Here is a 17,104-nt window from a genome sequence, read left to right as displayed (position 1 = left end):
CGCCGAGGCACGCAGCCGGCCGCAGCAGAGCCGAGCCAAATCAGGCGATGCACCGTTGGCGCCTCGCTGCTCGGCGCCAACCTGGGTTGTCATGTACGACCCAACGGGATCAGCGCGGCTGCAGCTCGATCAGGCAGCAATCCACCACGGTCAGGGCGTCGAGCACCAGTTCGCGCAAGGCCCCGTCACCTTCCAGGTGCAGGCAGTCATGGCGGCCGAGGTGCAGCGCCTCGCCGCCCACCTGCACATCCAGCCCCTCACCGGCACTGAACAGCACCAGGGTGCGGGCGGAGCTGAACAGGCGCAGCGGCCCGTTGACGCGCTGCCATTGCAGGCGAGCGCCGAAGCGTTGCGGGGCGTAGATCAGGTTGAAGTCGCGGATGGCGCCACCCAGCAGCTCGCACTCCACGCGGCTGCCGCCATCGAAGGCGAAGGCGTCGCCGGGCTTCAGCTCGCGAGAGGGCATGCCATCCACCACGAGGCGCATGCCGTCACCCTCCAGTACGGTGATGACGCGCTGGTAGCCGGTGAAGGCGGAAAAGGGACCGGGCTGGCCGACATCGGCGATGGACAGGCGCCAGCCGAAACCCTCGAGGTCGGCGCCGCCGTCGCGGAGGATTTCCTGGGTGGAGCCGGCGCCGTTCTTCCACGGCATGCGCGGGTAGTCGACCGCGCGCAGGACCCGGGGCGCCCTCATGAGCCGAACCGCCCTTCGAGGCGGTAGCGCGAGCCGGGGTAGAGCAGGCGCGCGCTGGTCACGGTATTGCGGCCCGACCAGGTACGGCGGCGGATCAGCAGGCAGGGTTCGCCGCGCTCGATCTGCAGCAGCCGGCATTCGTCGGCCTCGGCGAGGATGGCCTCGACCACGTGCTCGCCCTCGGTGAGCGGCGCGACCTGGGACAGGTAGGCGTGGGGCGTCTGCTGGGTGAAGTCCTGCCTGAGGTAGTCCGGCGCCACCGAGGCGTTGACGTAGCGGTCCTCGATCTGCACCGGTACGTCGTTCTCGAAATGCACGATGACCGAGTGGAACACCCGCTGGCCTTCGCGCACATCCAGCGCCAGGGCGCGCTCGGAACCGGCCAGCTCCTCGCCCAGGGCGATCACTTCGCAGCGGTGCGCATGGCCCCGCGCGGTGATTTCCTCGGCGATGTTGTGCACCTCGAACAGCGCGGCCTGGCCCTTGGGCTCGGCGACGAAGGTGCCGACACCCTGCATGCGCACCAGGTAGCCCTCGGCGGTCAGCTCGCGCAGCGCTCGGTTGACGGTCATGCGGCTGACGCCCAGTTCGTTGACCAGCTCGCTCTCGGAAGGCACGCGGTGGTGCGGCGGCCAGGTGCCGTCGTCGATCTGCCGGCAGATCATCTGCTTGACGCGGGCGTACAGCGGCGCGGGCGCCTCGCCGGGCTGGACGGCGAAGGACGGGATGTCGACGGACGGGTTGGGCACGGGGATCACTCCTTGGCGGCGTGCCCGGCGGGGCAGGCCGGGGGTCTGGACGAGTTTACGGTCTCGATATACGTCTGTATATGTATATACAAATAACAACCTTCGCAGGTCGCCAATCATGCCAGCCTTCTTCACCGAACGAGCCCTGCTTCCCCGGGGCTGGGCCAGGGACGTCCGTTTCGAGGTGGCCGCGGACGGCCGCCTGGGCCGCGTCGAGCCGGGCGCCACGGCCGATGGCGCCGAACACCTGAAAGGCCCGGTCGTGCCGGGGATGCCCAACCTGCACTCCCACGCCTTCCAGCGCGCCATGGCGGGGCTGGCCGAAGTGGCGGGCGACCCCAATGACAGCTTCTGGACCTGGCGCGACCTGATGTACCGCCTGGTCGGCCGCATGCAGCCGGAGCAGGTGGAAGTGATCGCCCGGCAGCTCTATATCGAGATGCTCAAGGCGGGCTTCACCGGCGTCGCCGAATTCCATTACCTGCACCACGACCGCGACGGCCGCCCCTATGCCGACCCGGCGGAGCTGGCCTTGCGCATCAGCCAGGCCGCCCGTCGCACCGGCATCGGCCTGACCCTGCTGCCGGTGCTCTACAGCCATTCCGGCTTCGGCGGCCAGGCGCCCAATGACGGCCAGCGCCGCTTCATCAACGGCACCGACGGCTACCTCGCCCTGCAGCAGCGCCTGCGCGAGGCACTGCCGGCCGACCAGGTACTGGGCACCTGCTTCCACTCCCTGCGCGCGGTCACCCCGCAGCAGATCGACGCCGTGCTGGCGGCGGATGCGGGCGATGCCCCCATCCACATCCACATCGCCGAGCAGCGCAAGGAAGTGGACGACTGCCTGGCCTGGAGCGGCCGCCGCCCGTTGCAGTGGTTGTACGAGAACGTCGACGTGGATCCGCGCTGGTGCCTGGTCCACGCCACCCACGCGGAAGCCGACGAGGTCGAGGCGATGGCCCGCAGCGGCGCGGTGGCCGGCCTGTGCCTGACCACCGAGGCCAACCTGGGCGACGGCATCTTCCCGGCGGTGGAGTACCTGGCCCGGGGCGGGCGCTTCGGTATCGGCTCGGACAGCCACGTCTCGGTCAGCCCGGTGGAGGAACTGCGCTGGCTGGAATACGGCCAGCGCCTGCGCGATCAACGCCGCAACCGCCTGCACCAGCCCGGCCAGCCGCGCGTGGGCGACGCCCTCTACCAGGCCGCCCTGGCCGGCGGCGCCCAGGCGCTGGGGCAGCCCGGTGGTGCCCTGGAAGTGGGCAGGCGCGCGGACTGGCTGGTGCTGGATGGCAACGACCCCTACCTCGCCACCGCTGCGGACGATGCGCTGCTCAACCGCTGGCTGTTCGCCGGCGGCGATCGTCAGGTACGCGATGTGATGGTGGCGGGGCGCTGGGTGGTGCAGGACGGCCGTCACCCCGAGGAAGAGGCGACGGCCCGAGAGTTCGCCGACACGCTGCGCGCGCTGCTGGGGTGACCCTCAGCGCGGCATCTCGTCGTCCGGCGTACGCCAGATCAGGGCATCGGTGTCGTAGCCCTGCTGCCGTGCCAGTTCCAAGAGGTGCGTGCGGGTGTGTTCCGGCACCTCGGGCGTGCGCGAGAGCATCCACAGGTAGGTGCGATCCGGATGCCCCACCAGCGCCGTCTGGTAGTTCTCGTCCAGGTAGAGCACCCAGTACTGGCCCTTGGTGAGATCCGGCGCCAGGCGGCTGAACCAGTTGTCGAAGCGCACCCAGAGCTTGTCGGTCTGCCCGGCGACCTGGGGCACGGCCTGGCCCTGGGCCTCCTGCCATTCGCCCTCGGCGGTGCGGCAACGGTTGAGCACGCCGACCGCGCCATCCGGCTGCAGGCTGTAGTGGGCCTCGGATTGCGCGCAGTGGCGCTGGAAGAACATCGGCAGCCGAGCCAGCTCGTACCAGGTGCCCTGGTAGCGCTCCAGGTCCACCGAGCCCACGGTACGCGGCGGCGCGGCGGGCTCGCCGGAGCCGGCACAGCCCGCCAGCAGCAATGCGCCGAGCAGCAGTGACAGGCGGGTCATTTCAGGCCCTGCCCCTGGTACATCATCACCTTGTCACCCGCGAACTGGATGCTGATGTAGGCCTTCTGGTCGCCCCAGGTGCAACTGGTCAGCCCCACGGCGCCCGAGCACTCGGTCGGCTCGCCGATGATCTGCTCGACCTCGGCCTTGGCCATGCCGGCCTTGAGCTTCGAATAGTTCTCCTGGTTGATCTTGTTGCAGGCGGCGAGCGCGACGCAGACGGACAGCAGGGCAAGGATGCGCAGTTGCATGGATGACTCCGTGATGGATGGGATGCCGCGCAAGCTTGGCACAGCGTTGCGCGCGATGCCCATTGGAGTCAGAAGCGCGAGCCGGGTTCCTTCAGGAAGGCGGCTTCCTCGGCGCTTGAAGGACGACCGAGGATGGCGTTGCGATGGGGGAAACGGCCGAAGCGGGCGATCACCGCGTGGTGGCGCACGGCGTAGTCGAGGAAGCCGTCGAACAGGTCGCGCTCGGCGGGGCTGACGGCGTCGCGCAGGGCGGTGTAGCGCTGCACGGCGAGTTCCTGGGCGGCCAGGTCCTCGGCATGCTCGAAGACGATCTCGATGAAGACGCGTCGGATCGGCGCGAGCGAAGCGTCCAGGCCCCGGGCGATGCCCTCGCGCACCAGCGCCTGGGCGCGGGCGTCACCGGCGAAGGCGCGCGGCTGCTCGCGGAAGAGCATGCGCGGCAGCTGGTCGAGCAGCAGGACCAGCGCCAGCCAGCCCTCGGGCTGCGCGGCCCAGTCGCCGAGGCCGCCGGCCAGGGCCTGCTCCACCTGCTCGGCGAAGCGCTGGCGGGCATCCTCGTCCTGGCTGTCGCGCTTGCCGAACCACAGCCCCTGGCGCGAGGCCGCCACCTCGACGGCGCCGGCCTCGGGGCCGAACCACCAGTCGAGCAACGGCTGCCAGGGTGCCATCGGTTATTCCTGGTGGTAGCCGGTGACGCGCTCGACTTCCTGCTTGGAGCCGAGGAACACCGGTACGCGCTGGTGCAGCGACGTCGGCTTGATGTCGAGGATGCGCTGGCGGCCGTCGGTGGCGGCACCACCGGCCTGCTCGATGATGAAGGACATCGGGTTGGCCTCGTACATCAGGCGCAGCTTGCCGGGCTTCTCCGGCTCACGGGCGTCCCAGGGGTACATGAACAGGCCGCCACGGGTGAGGATGCGATGCACGTCGGCCACCATGGAGGCGATCCAGCGCATGTTGTAGTTCTTGCCCAGCGGGCCTTCCTTGCCGGCCAGCAGTTCGTCCACGTAGCGCTTCACCGGGGCTTCCCAATGGCGCTGGTTGGACATGTTGATGGCGAACTCGGCGGTGGCCTCCGGCACGCGGATGTCATCGTGGGTCAGCACGAAGCTGCCCAGCTCGCGGTCCAGGGTGAAGCCCTTGACGCCATCGCCCAGGGTCAGCAGCAGCATGGTCTGCGGCCCGTAGATGGCGTAGCCGGCGGCGACCTGGCGGGTGCCCGGCTGGAGGAAGGCCTGCTCGTTGAGGCTGTCGTTCTGGGAGAGGTATTCGTCCGGGCAGCGCAGCACCGAGAAGATGGTGCCGACCGAGACGTTGACGTCGATGTTGGAGGAGCCGTCCAGCGGGTCGAACACCAGCAGGTACGCACCCTTGGGGTACTTGCCGGGGATCTGGTAGGCGTTGTCCATCTCTTCGGAGGCCATGCCCGCCAGGTGGCCGCCCCATTCGTTGGCCTCCAGGAGGATCTCGTTGGACAGCACGTCGAGCTTCTTCTGTACCTCGCCCTGCACGTTCTCGGTGCCCATGCTGCCGAGCACGCCACCGAGGGCGCCCTTGGATACGGCGTGGCTGATTTCCTTGCACGCGCGCGCGACGATCTCGATGAGGAAGCGCAGATCGGCAGGGGTGTTGTGGCTGCGGGTCTGCTCGATCAGATAGCGGCTCAGGGTTACGCGGGACATGGAAGAGGCTCCGGAGGGGAAGGAAAAACGCGCGCAGTTTAGCGCGACTCGCGCCGCAATGCTGCACGCCGCTCGGCAGCCCTGTGCAACGCCCGGATCAGAGGCGCAGAAGGCCGTCGGGGGCGGCACGCAGAATCATCTGACGCAGCAAACGCCAACTGGTTCAGCGCAGGCTCAGAGCCCCACCCGGGCCAGGGCGCAGACCTGGTTGCGGCCGCTGCGCTTGGCCTCGTAGAGCGCGCCGTCGGCCACCTGCAGCAACTCGTCGAGGCTCCTGCCCTGGGCGGGCCAGACGGCCAGCCCGGCGGACAGGGTGACGCGCAGCTCGCCGATGCGGGTGGCCAGGGCCGTATCCGCCAGCTCGCGGCGGATCGCCTCCAGGCGCAGCCGTGCCTCGTCGCTGTCGGCACCGGGGAGGATCAGCAAAAACTCCTCGCCGCCGATGCGGAACACCGCGTCGGTACTGCGCAGGCTGCATTCGAGCAAGCCGGCGACGCCCTTGAGCACGTCGTCGCCAACCAGGTGGCCATGGCGATCGTTGAGCTGCTTGAAGTGGTCCAGATCGATGAGCGCCAGGGCGATGGGGGTTTCCTCGCGCAGGCTGCGGGCCTGCTCGCGGGCGAAGAACTCGTTGAGGTAGCGCCGGTTGTAGAGCCCCGTGAGCGGGTCGCAGAGCGCCTGCTCCTGCAACTGCTCGTGCAGGCTGGAGATGGTCCGCAGGCGCTCTTCGCTGAGGGCCAGGGCCTCGGCCAGCTGCAGCTCGCTGCGGTGGCGCTCGGTGACCTCGCGCAGGTAGACCATCCGCCCCAGCATGTGGCTGCCACTGCGGGTGATGCGTTCGATGGCACGCGCACGCACTTCGAAGTAGCGCGGCGGATCGCCCAGGGTCAGCATCGGCTCGCCGCTGGCCTGGGCCTGCAGCAGGCCGTGCAGCTCGACGCCGAACACCGGCCAGCCCAGCAGCGCCCTGCCCTGCCAGCCGCCGCGCAGGCCCGCGAGGCGCAGCGCCGCCGGGTTGGCTTCGATGACCCGGCCCTTGGCGTCGATCACCAGCACCGGATCGGGCAGCTCCTCCAGCAGCAGGTGGCGCGCCACCGGCAGCAGGTCGAACAGGCGCACGCCGAGGATCAGCCAGGCGAAGGCCAGCAGGGTGAAGGCGAAACTGAAGGGCGTCGGATCGAAGCCGAACAGGGTCCAGCCGAACACCACGTAGCTGATATTGGCGGCCCAGGGCACGCAGGTGACCACCCCGAACGCGAGGTAATGGCGACGGTGCAGGCCATGGCTGGTGATCACCGCGCGGCTCACCACCGCCAGGCAGAACAGCATCATCACGTAGACGTAGACGGCCGCACCGTGGAACAGCACGCCATGCTCGTACACGACCGGCGCGCCGGGCAGGTCCGACGCCGGCCCCGTCGCCGGCCCATAGAACGCCTGGTGCCAGGGATTGCTCAGCGCCAGCCCCCAGACCAGCAGCGGCACCACCGCCAGCGGCAGGTAGCGATGCATGGGCAAGGGTTCACGGATGCTGTTGACGTACTGCCAGAGGAACACCGCCCAGAGCGTGGGCACGGCGACGATTCCCGGCCAGGCCATGCTGGCCCAGAACACCTTGCACTCGGCGCCGGTGGCGGCGAGTTCGAGGCCGGCGGTGGACAGCCACCAGAGGATGCACAGGTGCAGGATGACGAAGCTGGCGCGCCCGGGGAAATAGCGTTGCCGGCCGATCCAGCGGGCGAGGAACATGATGCCGACGCTCAGCATGCAGGTGAACAGGACGGGGCTGGTCAGGGCCCAGCCGGAAGCACCGCACAGGCTCATGGTCGGTCACCGGGGCCGGGCCGGAGGGGAACCGGGCACCCGGAAGAGTACTGGCCGAAAAGGCGGGCAGCGAACCGCTGCGGAATGTTGTCGAGCACCGGCCTTCCTGACCTGACGCAAAAAAGAACGGCGCGTGACCCCTGTCACGCGCCGCTCTAGAAGATACATCAAAAAGCCAGCATTGAAGTGACAACTTCGCGCAACGTGGCGCCCTCAGGCGCCCTTGCCCTGGCCTCTCAGCAGGCTCAACGCCATCAGCACCAGCAGCCCCACGCCGAGCAGCAGCACCGCCCACAGGCCGATGCGCTTCCAGGCCAGCGCCGAGTCCTTTTCCGCTGCGACCACCACGGCCTTCCGCTCGGCCAGGCGCAGGTCGCCGTCGAGCTGGGCGCGCCCCATCTTCTCCAGGCTGCCGGGGCCGTAGCCGGGCACCAGGGTGGTCAGCGGCAGCTCGGCGGTCGCGGCACCCGGTTGGCCGATGGCCAGGGTAAAGGGCGGCGTGCCCCGGGCCAGGAACACCACCTGCAGCGCGCGCATGCCTACCTGCAGGGTCGGGGCCTTGGCGCCGAAACCACCGGCACGCGGGTCGACGCTCATCTTCAGGTGCTGCACCGGCGTCCAGCCGGACAGCACCAACTGGTCCTGCACCACCTCGCTACCGTCCTGCGGCAGGCGATAGAGCAGCCCGGACGTCAGGCCCTGCCATTGCGCGGTGTCGTTGCGCCGCGCCTGCAGCTGCACCGGTGCCAGGGTATTGGCCTGGTCGAGGGAGAACTTCAGCCGCTCGATCGGCAGGGGCAACGGCAGGTCCCAGGCGTACTCGCCCTTGCCCGTCGTGCTCGCGACCAGCGGCTCGGACCACACCAGCGGCGCCGGACGGCTCTCCTGGCTGGCACCGGTGACACGGGCCTCGGTCAGCAGCGGTGCCTCGCGATCCAGCCAGAGCAGGCGCAGGTAGCGCGCCTTCTGCCCTGGCAGCACCACCTCGCGCTGGTAGATATGGTCATCGCCGAAGCTCAGCCGGGCGATCTGCCCGGTGCCCCAGGAGCGCCAGCCCTGCAGGTCGTCGCTGGCCTCGATGCTGAAGCGCTGGAAGCCTTCGCCCGCCTCGCTCCAGTCGATCACCAGCTTCTCCAGCGGCGTCTTCACCGCGCTGGCGTCCAGCAACCAGCCACGCAGGCGCTCGCCCGTGGCGGCCGGGTCCTCCGGCAGCACCTCGACCACGGTGCCGGTGGTGCTGCGCTCCACCCTCACCCGCGGCGCACCCTGGCCGGCATCGGCCGGGCCACGCAGGGGGAACCACTTGAGCGCCACGTCCTGCTCGCTCCGCGTGACCTCCGACTCGCTGCGGGTCAGCGCATAGGCCAGCGGTTCGCCCTCGGCGTTGAAGATGCGCAGGTCGCGCAGGTCCGCATGACGGGCGACGAAATGCAGCGACATCGGCAGGTCGACGCGGTACCAGGGGCCGTTGCCCTCGACCTTGAGCGGCACCCGGGCGGCGAAGTCGTCCAGGCTGTCCTGGGCCTGGGCCGGCTGCGTCACGCACAACAGGCCCAGGCAGATGTTCAGCAAGAGGGGGAAACGGCTCATGCGTTGATCTGCTCCGATTCAGGCGCCGCCCGCTTGGGCGGGAGCGGCGCGAAATAGCCGACGACCAGCAGCAACACGCCGACGCCGATGAAGGAAATGATGCGCTCCAGGCCACCCCGGTTGCCCAGCTCGACGAAGAACAGCTTGGCCACCACCACCGCGATCAGCGCGGCGCCCACCAGCCACAGCTCGCGATGGACGCGCCTGTGGCCGCCGATCATCAGGCCCAGGGCGATACTGGTCCAGACGATGGACAACCCGGCCTGCACCAGCATCGAATCCAGCTGCGCATCCAGCACGAAGGGCACGCCGCCCCAGTGGTGGGCGCTGCGGAAGACGATGGCCGTGGCCAGGGCGAACAGCGAGGCGCCCACCACCCATTGCGGCGCCAGGCGCTGCACGGTGGCGTCGAAGCCGAATTCGCCGAGGTTCTCGCGCAGCCATAGCCAGACCCCCAGCAGGGCGAACAGCAGCCCCAGCTCCAACGGGTTGACCAGCGGCAGGTAGGGCAGCGGATCGGCACTGCCGTCGCTCCAGGCGTTGGCGATCCAGAACCAGGCCAGCATCATCGCCGCCAGCGGCATGGCCGCCCACAGGCGGTACTCGCGCGCGAAGGCGGCGACCGGCCAGGGCAGGCGCATCACCCGGGTGACCAGCAGCAGGTAGAGGCTCGGCAACAGCGCCCAGCCCAGCCAGCGCCAGGCGTTGTAGTGCTCGGACAGCAGCATCAGCAGGTAGCGCAACTCCAGCGCCAGCACGCCGAGGATCAACCAGCAGCCGAGCACGTGGGCAGCGCTGCGGGCTCCCTCCGGCAGCAGGCCGTGCAGCGTGCGCAGCGCCAGCAGGTGCACCGCGAACAGCGCACCCCAGCCCAGCCAGCCGAAGTCGGCGGCCGGATGGTAGTTGGGGTGCCAGGCCTGCATCAGCGCCACGAGGGCCGCCGGCACCAGCAACAGGCAGAGCAGCGCGAGGGTGCGCCAGTGGGCACGCAGCGCCAAAAGCATCCACAGCGCCACGGTCACCGAGGCCGCCAGCAGCGCCAGCGGCACCTGCAGCCCTGGTGCGGCGAAGCGGCCGATCTCGGCGACCCAGGCCAGCGTCCACCAGCCGGCGCTCCAGACCAGCAAAAGCTGCGACAGGTGCCCCAGGCTCACGCCTTGCAGGCGCGGGTCTTCGCGCCGGGCCTCGCTGTGCAGGCGCCAGGCACCGGCCAGGGCCGCCAGGGACAGCACCAGCGGCGTCCAGAAGCCGGCGTGGGCCAGCGGACTCAGGCCCTCGGCGCTGAGCTGGCCGAGCAACAGCGGGCTGACCGCCAGGAAGCTGAGGCCGGCCACCACCTGCAGCGCCAGGCCGAAGATGAAGCTGGCGCGCAGCTGCAGGTGCAGGCTGAGCCAGACGATCAGCAGGCCGCTTCCGCCCCAGACCGCGCTGGCCGTGCGCCAGGGCAGGACGAAGAGCACCGCCAGGTTGATGAACGCCAGGCCCACCAGCAGTACCACGGACATGCTGCGCAGCAGGCGCTTGTCGTTGCGCACCATGTCGTCGCGGGCCGCCACCAGCATGCCGCCGATCAGCGCCAGGCCGATCAGCGAGGCGGTGACCAGGCCGTTCCAGCCCAGCGCACTGCCGCTGCCCAGCCCGCTGCGGTCCATGCCCAGGAGGAACACGGCGCCACCGAGCAGCTGCACGGCGAAGGCGCTGAAGAGGAAGGTGCGCGAGGCCAGGCGCAGGCCGACGTAGAGGGTCGCCAGGCCGGCCAGGGCCCAGACGATGGCAGTGCCTTCGGCGCGCAGGCACAGCGGCGCGATCAGGTAGAGGAAGGCCAACCCGCTGCAGGCCAGCATCGGCAAGCCGCTGCGCTCCCAGACGGACGCCTCTTCCTCCTGCGCCCCGCGCAGTTGCCAGAAGCTGAACAGCAGCGCCACGCCGAGCATCAGCGCGCCCAGCGGCGCGCCGTCCAGCAGGCTGTCGACGCCCACGCGCAGGCTGCCGAGGAAGGCCAGGGCCGCCCCCACCTGCAACAGCAGGGCGAAGGCACGGGCCAGCGGCCGGCGCTGACGCAGGCCCAGCCAGAAGATGCCGGCGCCTTCAACGGCCCAGGCGGCGGAGGTCCAGCGTGCATCCAGGCCCAGCGGAATGGCCAGGGTGCCGAACACCACGCCGAGGGCCATGCAGGTTTCCACCAGCAGCAAGGCGCGGCCCGGCGCGCGGCCCGACAGCACCCGGGCGATCAGCATGTACAGCAGGCCCAGGGCCAGGGCGCTGAAGGCGGCGCCGAACTCGATGTGGTGGATCACCGCGTACTGCAGGCCGAAACCGACCAGGGGCGGGCCGAACAGCACGGTGCCGTCGATGTAGTCGCCCTGGCGCGCCGACCAGCGCAGCAGCGCATCACGCTCGCCATCCGGCGCGGCCGCCGCCTCGCGCAGCTTGCGCCGGGCGAACAGCAGGCCGATGGCCAGGTACATGAGGAAGAACAGCACCAGGAAGGGCTCGGTGCTGGCGAACAGCTCCGGCTTATAGGAGCGCATGCCCCAGGCGAAGCCGATGCCGAAGGTGCCGACGAAGCCGATCAGGTTGAGCAGGCGCCAGGCCTTGAACCAGGCAATGGCGAAGATGCCCGCGTTGAGCAGGGCGAAATAGGAGAACAGCGCGACATGGTTGCCGCTGCCGGTGGAGGTGAGGATCGGCGCGGCGAAACCGCCCAGCGCCGCGGCGGCGGCCAGGCCCAGGGCATCCTGCAGCACGGCGAGGATGGCCGAGCAGATCGTCACCACGATCAGCAGGATCAGCGCCATCTTCGGGTCCAGCAGCGGGTGCAGGCGCATCGCCGCGAACACCGTCAGGTAGAGCACCGCGATGCCCGCGCCCTGCAGCATCAGGCCGTAGTTGGGGTTGCGCCGGCGCAGCCACCAGCCCAGCCCCAGCAGGGCGATGGCGGCAGCCGCGACGCCCGCATAGCGCACCTCGATGGGCACCACCATGCCTTCGGTGGCATAGCGCAGGAGGAAGGCCAGGCCGAGGAACAGCAGCAGCACGCCGACCCGCAGCACGGTGTTGCCGCCGAACAGCCAGTTGCGCGCGGCCGCGAAGCCGCGCTCGAACAGCGAGGGCTCGCGGGGCGGCGGCGGTGGGGGCGGGGTGACCGGGGCGCGAGCGACCCTGGGTTCCGGCTGGCGCGGCGGCAGCGGCTCGGCCAAGGGCTCGGGGAGGGGTTCCAGGGTCCAGTCGCTGACATCCGGCTGGCGCGGGGGCGGGGTGACCACCAGGGGCTCCGGCTCGAGCTCCGCAGGCAGTTCCCAGACCAGCTCGCTGTCGTCCAGCGGTTGCTCCGGCCTCCCCGGCGCGGCGGCCTGGGCATGGGCGACGGGCGCTTCCGGCACCGATGCGGGCGCCTCGGAGGGCGGCGCGGCGGGAGCGGCGGGTTGCACCCCGCTGCGCTCGACCTTGAGCAGCCGCTCGTGGATGGCCTGGGTGCCGACGTCGAAGCGGGCGGCGAACTCGCGCAGCTGCTTCTGCAGGGCGGCGTTTTCCGTACTCAGCCCGTGCAGGCGGATCGCCTGTCCGAGGCCCAATCCGAGGAGGCCGCCCAGCAGGGCTCCGGTGATCGATTCACCGGCTGCCGCTCCCATGGCCAGACCCACCAGCATGAAGATCCATTGCATGCACTGAATTCCCAAGTGATTGAGAAGAAACGCCAGATCCCTGCACGTTCAACGCCGCCGCCCGGCGTAAATGGCGACGCGCCAGTATATCGAGCGAAACGGAACACTCCCTACAGACGAATGCTGGCCATCTCACAGACACAGAAAATTCACCCGATTGCGCACAGACGGTAGAAATCGTCTCGCCGGCCGGCGGCAAACTGTTCACAAATTCGCCAATCCCGCTATGATGCGCGCCCTCCCAGCCCCCACCCGTACCCAAGCCATGAAGACCATGCTCATCGTCGGCGCCGATATCGATCGCACCGAAACCTGGATCCGCTACGAAAAGAGCATGTGCCACGCCTGCGTCTCCAGCTGCTGCACCCTGCCGGTGGAAGTGCGCATCAGCGACCTGATCCGCATGGAGCTGGTGGCCGATTTCGAGCGCGGCGAGCCGCCGAAGAACATCGCCAAGCGCCTGATGAAGGAGGGCCTGGTGGAGCGCTTCAACCAGAAGTCGGGCATCTTCACCCTGACCCGCATGTCCAACAACGACTGCTACTTCCTCGACCGCAAGTCGCGCCTGTGCACCATCTACGACAAGCGCCCGGAAACCTGCCGCAACCACCCCCGGATTGGCCCGCGCCCCGGCTACTGCGCCTTCAAGCCCAACGCCTGATCCCGCGCCCTCTGCCTGTAGCCGCGAATTCATCCGCGCTGCCCCGGCCCCCGGGCTGAAGCCCGGGCTACGATCCGAACGGCAACACGAACCCCTGAAAACGAAAACGCCCCGCGGGCGATGCCGGCGGGGCGTTTTTCATGGGCGGCTATCAGCCCTTGGCGAACAGCTTCTTGGCCAGGCTGACCACCACCAGCACCAGCGCACCGGCGACGATGCCGACCACGCCATTGACCAGGGTCGGCACCAGCCAGCCTGCGGCGCCCGCCGCTTCGGCCAGGTGGTGGATGGGCTCGTGGGCGGCCGGAATGCCGTGGGTGAGGATGCCCCCGCCCACCAGGAACATCGCGGCGGTGCCGATCACCGACAGCCCCTTCATCATGTAGGGCGCGGCACGCAGGATGGCGCGGCCGATGCTCTGTGCGGCCTGGCTGGCCTTGCGGCTGAGGTACAGGCCCAGGTCGTCCAGCTTGACGATGCCGGCCACCAGGCCGTACACGCCGACGGTCATGATCGCGGCGATGCCCACCAGCACGGCCACCTGCACACCGAAGGTGGACTCGGCGACGGTGCCCAGGGTGATGGCGATGATTTCGGCGGAGAGGATGAAGTCGGTGCGGACGGCACCCTTGACCTTGTCCTTCTCGAAGGCCACGACATCGACGTCGGTCTTGGCCAGCGCCTCGACATGGGCCGCGTGGCTCTGCTGGTCTTCCTCGGCGCTGTGCAGCCACTTGTGGGCGAGCTTCTCGAAGCCCTCGAAGCACAGGTAGGCACCGCCCACCATCAGCAACGGGGTCACCGCCCAGGGCGCGAAGGCGCTGATCAGCAGCGCGGCCGGCACCAGGATCGCCTTGTTCACCGCCGAGCCCTTGGCCACCGCCCAGACCACCGGCAGCTCGCGCTCGGCCTGCACGCCGGAAACCTGCTGGGCGTTGAGGGCCAGGTCGTCCCCCAGTACGCCGGCGGTTTTCTTGGCGGCGACCTTGGTCATCAGGGAAACGTCGTCGAGGACGCTGGCGATATCGTCGAGCAGGGTGAGCAGGCTGGCTCCGGCCATGTGGAAATCCTTGAGTGGGTAAGCGTTGCGAGGGCGGAATGATGCAACAGCCTACGACGCCGTTCCATGCGTCAGACGGATTTCCGAGCAAAAAGCTGATGGAACGCCACCCCGGCAGGTTGCCTGCCGGGGCAATCGGGCCCAGCCCTAGCCGCGCGTGCGGTCGGGGCCGCTCTTCAACGGCTGGTCGCCCTCGTTCGCCAGCTCCACCGGCTTGGGTGCGTCCTTGGGTTTGGGCTTGATCAGGCTGAAATCGATCATCGCCTTCGGCGTGTAGGGGTTGCCGATCATCAGCGGGCGCGCCTTGAAGTCCGCGCTGACCAGGCTGCGGCTGGGGTCCAGCTCGTCGAAGCGCAGGCCGGCCAGGTCCGCCCAGGTGTGCACCAGCCCGGCGCTGCTGAAGGGACGGTCGAGCGTGCCGGCGAAGCTGCGCGGATGGCTGCGCTGCCACGCGGGGCTGGTCCAGACCATGAAGGGGATGGTGTACATCGGCGCGGTGGGCGCCGCCTCGTTACGGCCCAGCACCTGCGGGTGCTCGGGGTCGAACACCGCCTCGCCGTGGTCGGACAGGTAGAGCAGGAAGCCGTTCGGGTCGGTGGCCCTGAAGCGCTCGATCAGGGTGGAAACCACGTGGTCGTTGAACAGCACGGCGTTGTCGTAGCTGTTGTAGGTGGGCAACTGGTCGTCGGTGACGTTCGGCGGCACGCCCTGGCGGTCGGTGAAGCGCTCGTACTCCGGCGGGTAGCGGTACTGGTAGCTCATGTGGGTGCCCAGCAGGTGCACCACGATGAACTTGCGCGGCGCCTGGTCGGCGAGGACCTTGGAGAAGGGCTCGAACACGTCGTCGTCGTACTGGCGGGCGTTCTGGTTGCGGTTGTTGTTCAGGTAGACCTGCTCGTCGGCCTGCTTGGAGAAGGTGGTGAGCATGGTGTTGCGCTTGGTCAGGGTCTGCTGGTTGGTGATCCAGAAGGTCTTGTAGCCCGCCTGTTTCATCATGTTCAGCAGCGAGGGCTTGCTCAGGTAGGCGTCCGGGTTGCTCGCGTCGGCGAAGCTCAGCACCTGCTGCAGCGCCTCGATGGTGTAGGGGCGCGGGGTCACCACGTTGTCGAACACCTGCAACTCGTCGCGCAGCTTGTCGAGGTTGGGCGTGGTCGGGCGTGAATAGCCATAGAGGCTCATGCGCTGGCGGTTGGTGGATTCGCCGATGACCAGCACCAGGGTCGAGGGCTGGTTGCCGTTGATGTCGCGCAGGTTGGCGAGCGGCGCGATGCGGGCGTTGCCTTCCAGCAGGTCCTGCATGTTCGACAGCTGCTGGCGGTACTGCCGGTAACCCACCGCCAGTTGCCAGGGCGCGGCCGGCTCGAGGCGCTTGTCGATACCGTCCATGGCCTGCTCGAAGCTGTCGTTGACCATGAGCTGCTTGGTCACCGGGTAGCCGAGCAACCCGACCAGCAGCGCGGCACTGACCGCCAGCGCCTGGCGGCGGGGCAGGTACACCGGGCGCAGGCGCCGCCAGATCAGCCAGGCGACGGCGGCATAGGCCAGCAACACCAGGGGTATCCACCAGGTCATGTACTGGGTCAGGTACTCGCTGGCCTCGGCGGCGTTGGACTCGAACATGATGAAGATGACGCTCTGGGAGAACTCCTGGCCGTACACCAGGAAATAGAAGAGCGCCGGCAAGGAGGCCAGCCAGAGCATCACGCCGATCACTGCGGCGAGGGTGCGGGTGCGGGCCGGGAACAGCAGCACCGGGATCAGCCACAGGCCGCTGAGCAGGAAGGCCTGGCGGAAGCCGGTGAAGCCGCTGGTGTCGGTGGCGAGGATCAGCGCCTGGGTGAGGCCCGAGAAGCACCAGAAGAACAGGAACAGCCAGCCCAGACCGGCCCAGTCGAGTTTCCGGGCCCCTTGATCACGCACGTGCGACGGCATAAGAACTCCATCAGTCGGATACAGGCTGCCGAACGAGACGGCAGAAACCTCAGGGACTGTGCACAAGCCCATGTGAAAACTTCGTCAAGAAGGTGCGCGAGGCCCTGGAATCCGCATCCGCACCCGACGAACCGTCGCACCGGCTTCGAAAATCGCTACACTCCCCCGCCACCAGCGCCCTCAGGACACGGAATGTCGATGCCCGCCCCCGACCCGACCCCCCGCCTTCGCCAACTGCTCGTCTACTGGCTGTACGCCGCCGCCTTCGGCCATCTCTGCGCCGGCATCGCGCTGACCTGGGCCAATCACCTGCCGCTGTTCGAGCTCTACCAGCAGAGCGTGGAGCGAGCCTTCTGGGCCGGCACGGTGCCGGAGGGCGCGCGCGCGCAGCAGCTTTGGTGGCAGGCCCTGTTCGGCGCGACCATGCAGAGCTACGCGGTGTTCATGTTCGCCCTGGTGCGCCTCGGTGACCGCCGGCGCAACGCCTCGGCCTGGGGCTGGATGATCCTCGGCATCCTGCTGTGGGCCCCGCAGGACATGCTGCTCTCGGCGCAACGGGGTATCTGGACGCACCTGTGGGTCGACGGCTTCGCCCTGCTCGCCCTGCTGCCGCCCCTGGCCTGGCTGTACCGCCACGACCGCCGCAACACCCCGGACTGACCGTTCATCGGCGGCGACGAGCCGCTCCCAGCGCAGGCTACGGGTAAAAAGCCCCGGGAGCCGACGATCGGCGCCGTTTCGCTTCCAATTCCCCGGGCTTCCCAGCCGTTGCGCTTTGCCGCCCCGATGCCCCGTGGTGACTGGGCTGCAGGCTTTCCCGCCATGGGCCCGGCCACCGCGCCAAGCGCAACGGCTGGAAATTGACACCCTGTCAATTCGCGACAAATAACCACCTTATTGCCGAAATTTGCAGAAAATATCGCGATTATTTCTGCAAAATTCGTTGATATCTCTT

General features: G+C 68.9%; 14 protein-coding genes. 3 read left to right on the top strand and 11 right to left on the bottom strand.

Going from position 1 to position 17,104, the window contains the following annotated elements:
* Positions 1-109: 109 nt before the first annotated feature.
* Together ACYJSS_RS03730 and hutC are read right to left on the bottom strand one after the other, a co-directional pair.
* Positions 110-697 (bottom strand): HutD/Ves family protein, encoded by a 588-nt coding sequence (locus ACYJSS_RS03730; RefSeq protein WP_236204359.1) that lies wholly within the window; start codon positions 695-697, stop codon positions 110-112.
* Entirely contained in the window at positions 694-1,362 is a 669-nt protein-coding gene (gene hutC / locus ACYJSS_RS03725; RefSeq protein ID WP_111262834.1) for a histidine utilization repressor, read from the bottom strand. Before hutC ends, ACYJSS_RS03730 begins: the two co-directional genes overlap by 4 nt.
* Positions 1,363-1,564: 202 nt before the next feature.
* Here hutC and ACYJSS_RS03720 point away from each other — a divergent pair, with 202 nt between their 5' ends.
* Positions 1,565-2,923, top strand: coding sequence for a formimidoylglutamate deiminase (locus ACYJSS_RS03720; RefSeq protein WP_236204360.1), 1,359 nt, complete (start codon positions 1,565-1,567; stop codon positions 2,921-2,923).
* Between the two features lie 3 nt (positions 2,924-2,926).
* Here ACYJSS_RS03720 and ACYJSS_RS03715 read toward each other — a convergent pair whose 3' ends face one another.
* The 7 genes from ACYJSS_RS03715 to ACYJSS_RS03685 form a co-directional block, all read right to left on the bottom strand.
* The gene (locus ACYJSS_RS03715) at positions 2,927-3,484 is read right to left on the bottom strand and encodes a lipocalin family protein (protein ID WP_111262786.1); all 558 of its coding nucleotides are present in this window, start codon (positions 3,482-3,484) and stop codon (positions 2,927-2,929) included.
* A complete protein-coding gene (locus ACYJSS_RS03710; protein ID WP_111262785.1) occupies positions 3,481-3,735 on the bottom strand; it encodes a hypothetical protein in 255 nt (84 codons plus the stop codon). Before ACYJSS_RS03710 ends, ACYJSS_RS03715 begins: the two co-directional genes overlap by 4 nt.
* Positions 3,736-3,803: 68 nt before the next feature.
* Entirely contained in the window at positions 3,804-4,403 is a 600-nt protein-coding gene (locus ACYJSS_RS03705; protein ID WP_236204361.1) for a DUF924 family protein, read from the bottom strand.
* A 3-nt stretch (positions 4,404-4,406) separates the two neighbouring features.
* Positions 4,407-5,417 (bottom strand): class 1 fructose-bisphosphatase, encoded by a 1,011-nt coding sequence (locus ACYJSS_RS03700; protein ID WP_111262783.1) that lies wholly within the window; start codon positions 5,415-5,417, stop codon positions 4,407-4,409.
* A 174-nt stretch (positions 5,418-5,591) separates the two neighbouring features.
* Positions 5,592-7,241, bottom strand: a complete 1,650-nt coding sequence (locus ACYJSS_RS03695) for a histidine kinase N-terminal 7TM domain-containing diguanylate cyclase (RefSeq protein ID WP_236204362.1) — start codon at positions 7,239-7,241, stop codon at positions 5,592-5,594.
* A 213-nt stretch (positions 7,242-7,454) separates the two neighbouring features.
* Entirely contained in the window at positions 7,455-8,831 is a 1,377-nt protein-coding gene (locus ACYJSS_RS03690) for a DUF3999 domain-containing protein (protein ID WP_111262781.1), read from the bottom strand.
* Positions 8,828-12,496, bottom strand: a complete 3,669-nt coding sequence (locus ACYJSS_RS03685; protein ID WP_236204363.1) for a DUF2339 domain-containing protein — start codon at positions 12,494-12,496, stop codon at positions 8,828-8,830. The genes ACYJSS_RS03690 and ACYJSS_RS03685 overlap by 4 nt, the downstream gene beginning before the upstream one ends.
* A gap of 265 nt (positions 12,497-12,761) precedes the next feature.
* On the opposite strand from ACYJSS_RS03685, the gene ACYJSS_RS03680 reads away from it, so the two are divergent.
* Entirely contained in the window at positions 12,762-13,157 is a 396-nt protein-coding gene (locus tag ACYJSS_RS03680) for a YkgJ family cysteine cluster protein (RefSeq protein WP_111264837.1), read from the top strand.
* A gap of 151 nt (positions 13,158-13,308) precedes the next feature.
* On the opposite strand, the gene ACYJSS_RS03675 is transcribed toward ACYJSS_RS03680, so the two are convergent.
* Entirely contained in the window at positions 13,309-14,217 is a 909-nt protein-coding gene (locus tag ACYJSS_RS03675; RefSeq protein ID WP_236204364.1) for a DUF808 domain-containing protein, read from the bottom strand.
* A gap of 147 nt (positions 14,218-14,364) precedes the next feature.
* Positions 14,365-16,149 (bottom strand): phosphoethanolamine transferase CptA, encoded by a 1,785-nt coding sequence (locus ACYJSS_RS03670; RefSeq protein ID WP_236204365.1) that lies wholly within the window; start codon positions 16,147-16,149, stop codon positions 14,365-14,367.
* Between the two features lie 198 nt (positions 16,150-16,347).
* Here ACYJSS_RS03670 and ACYJSS_RS03665 point away from each other — a divergent pair, with 198 nt between their 5' ends.
* Positions 16,348-16,809, top strand: coding sequence for a cell division protein (locus tag ACYJSS_RS03665; protein ID WP_236204421.1), 462 nt, complete (start codon positions 16,348-16,350; stop codon positions 16,807-16,809).
* Positions 16,810-17,104: the final 295 nt, after the last annotated feature.

It is taken from the genome of Pseudomonas sp. No.21 (assembly GCF_054558415.1).
Note: the sequence above shows the minus strand (reverse complement) of the source record. Positions and strands in the feature narration are given on the sequence as shown.

What these genes read in the sequence shown, in the direction of transcription:
- ACYJSS_RS03705 (WP_236204361.1), bottom strand. Translation starts at nt 4,403, where the DNA reads ATGGCACCCTGGCAGCCGTTGCTCGACTGGTGGTTCGGCCCCGAGGCC.
- ACYJSS_RS03680 (WP_111264837.1), top strand. Translation starts at nt 12,762, where the DNA reads ATGAAGACCATGCTCATCGTCGGCGCCGATATCGATCGCACCGAAACC.
- ACYJSS_RS03730 (WP_236204359.1), bottom strand. Translation starts at nt 697, where the DNA reads ATGAGGGCGCCCCGGGTCCTGCGCGCGGTCGACTACCCGCGCATGCCG.
- ACYJSS_RS03695 (WP_236204362.1), bottom strand. Translation starts at nt 7,241, where the DNA reads ATGAGCCTGTGCGGTGCTTCCGGCTGGGCCCTGACCAGCCCCGTCCTG.
- ACYJSS_RS03710 (WP_111262785.1), bottom strand. Translation starts at nt 3,735, where the DNA reads ATGCAACTGCGCATCCTTGCCCTGCTGTCCGTCTGCGTCGCGCTCGCC.
- hutC (WP_111262834.1), bottom strand. Translation starts at nt 1,362, where the DNA reads ATGATCTGCCGGCAGATCGACGACGGCACCTGGCCGCCGCACCACCGC.
- ACYJSS_RS03715 (WP_111262786.1), bottom strand. Translation starts at nt 3,484, where the DNA reads ATGACCCGCCTGTCACTGCTGCTCGGCGCATTGCTGCTGGCGGGCTGT.
- ACYJSS_RS03675 (WP_236204364.1), bottom strand. Translation starts at nt 14,217, where the DNA reads ATGGCCGGAGCCAGCCTGCTCACCCTGCTCGACGATATCGCCAGCGTC.
- ACYJSS_RS03720 (WP_236204360.1), top strand. Translation starts at nt 1,565, where the DNA reads ATGCCAGCCTTCTTCACCGAACGAGCCCTGCTTCCCCGGGGCTGGGCC.
- ACYJSS_RS03690 (WP_111262781.1), bottom strand. Translation starts at nt 8,831, where the DNA reads ATGAGCCGTTTCCCCCTCTTGCTGAACATCTGCCTGGGCCTGTTGTGC.
- ACYJSS_RS03665 (WP_236204421.1), top strand. Translation starts at nt 16,348, where the DNA reads ATGCCCGCCCCCGACCCGACCCCCCGCCTTCGCCAACTGCTCGTCTAC.
- ACYJSS_RS03670 (WP_236204365.1), bottom strand. Translation starts at nt 16,149, where the DNA reads ATGCCGTCGCACGTGCGTGATCAAGGGGCCCGGAAACTCGACTGGGCC.
- ACYJSS_RS03685 (WP_236204363.1), bottom strand. Translation starts at nt 12,496, where the DNA reads ATGCAATGGATCTTCATGCTGGTGGGTCTGGCCATGGGAGCGGCAGCC.
- ACYJSS_RS03700 (WP_111262783.1), bottom strand. Translation starts at nt 5,417, where the DNA reads ATGTCCCGCGTAACCCTGAGCCGCTATCTGATCGAGCAGACCCGCAGC.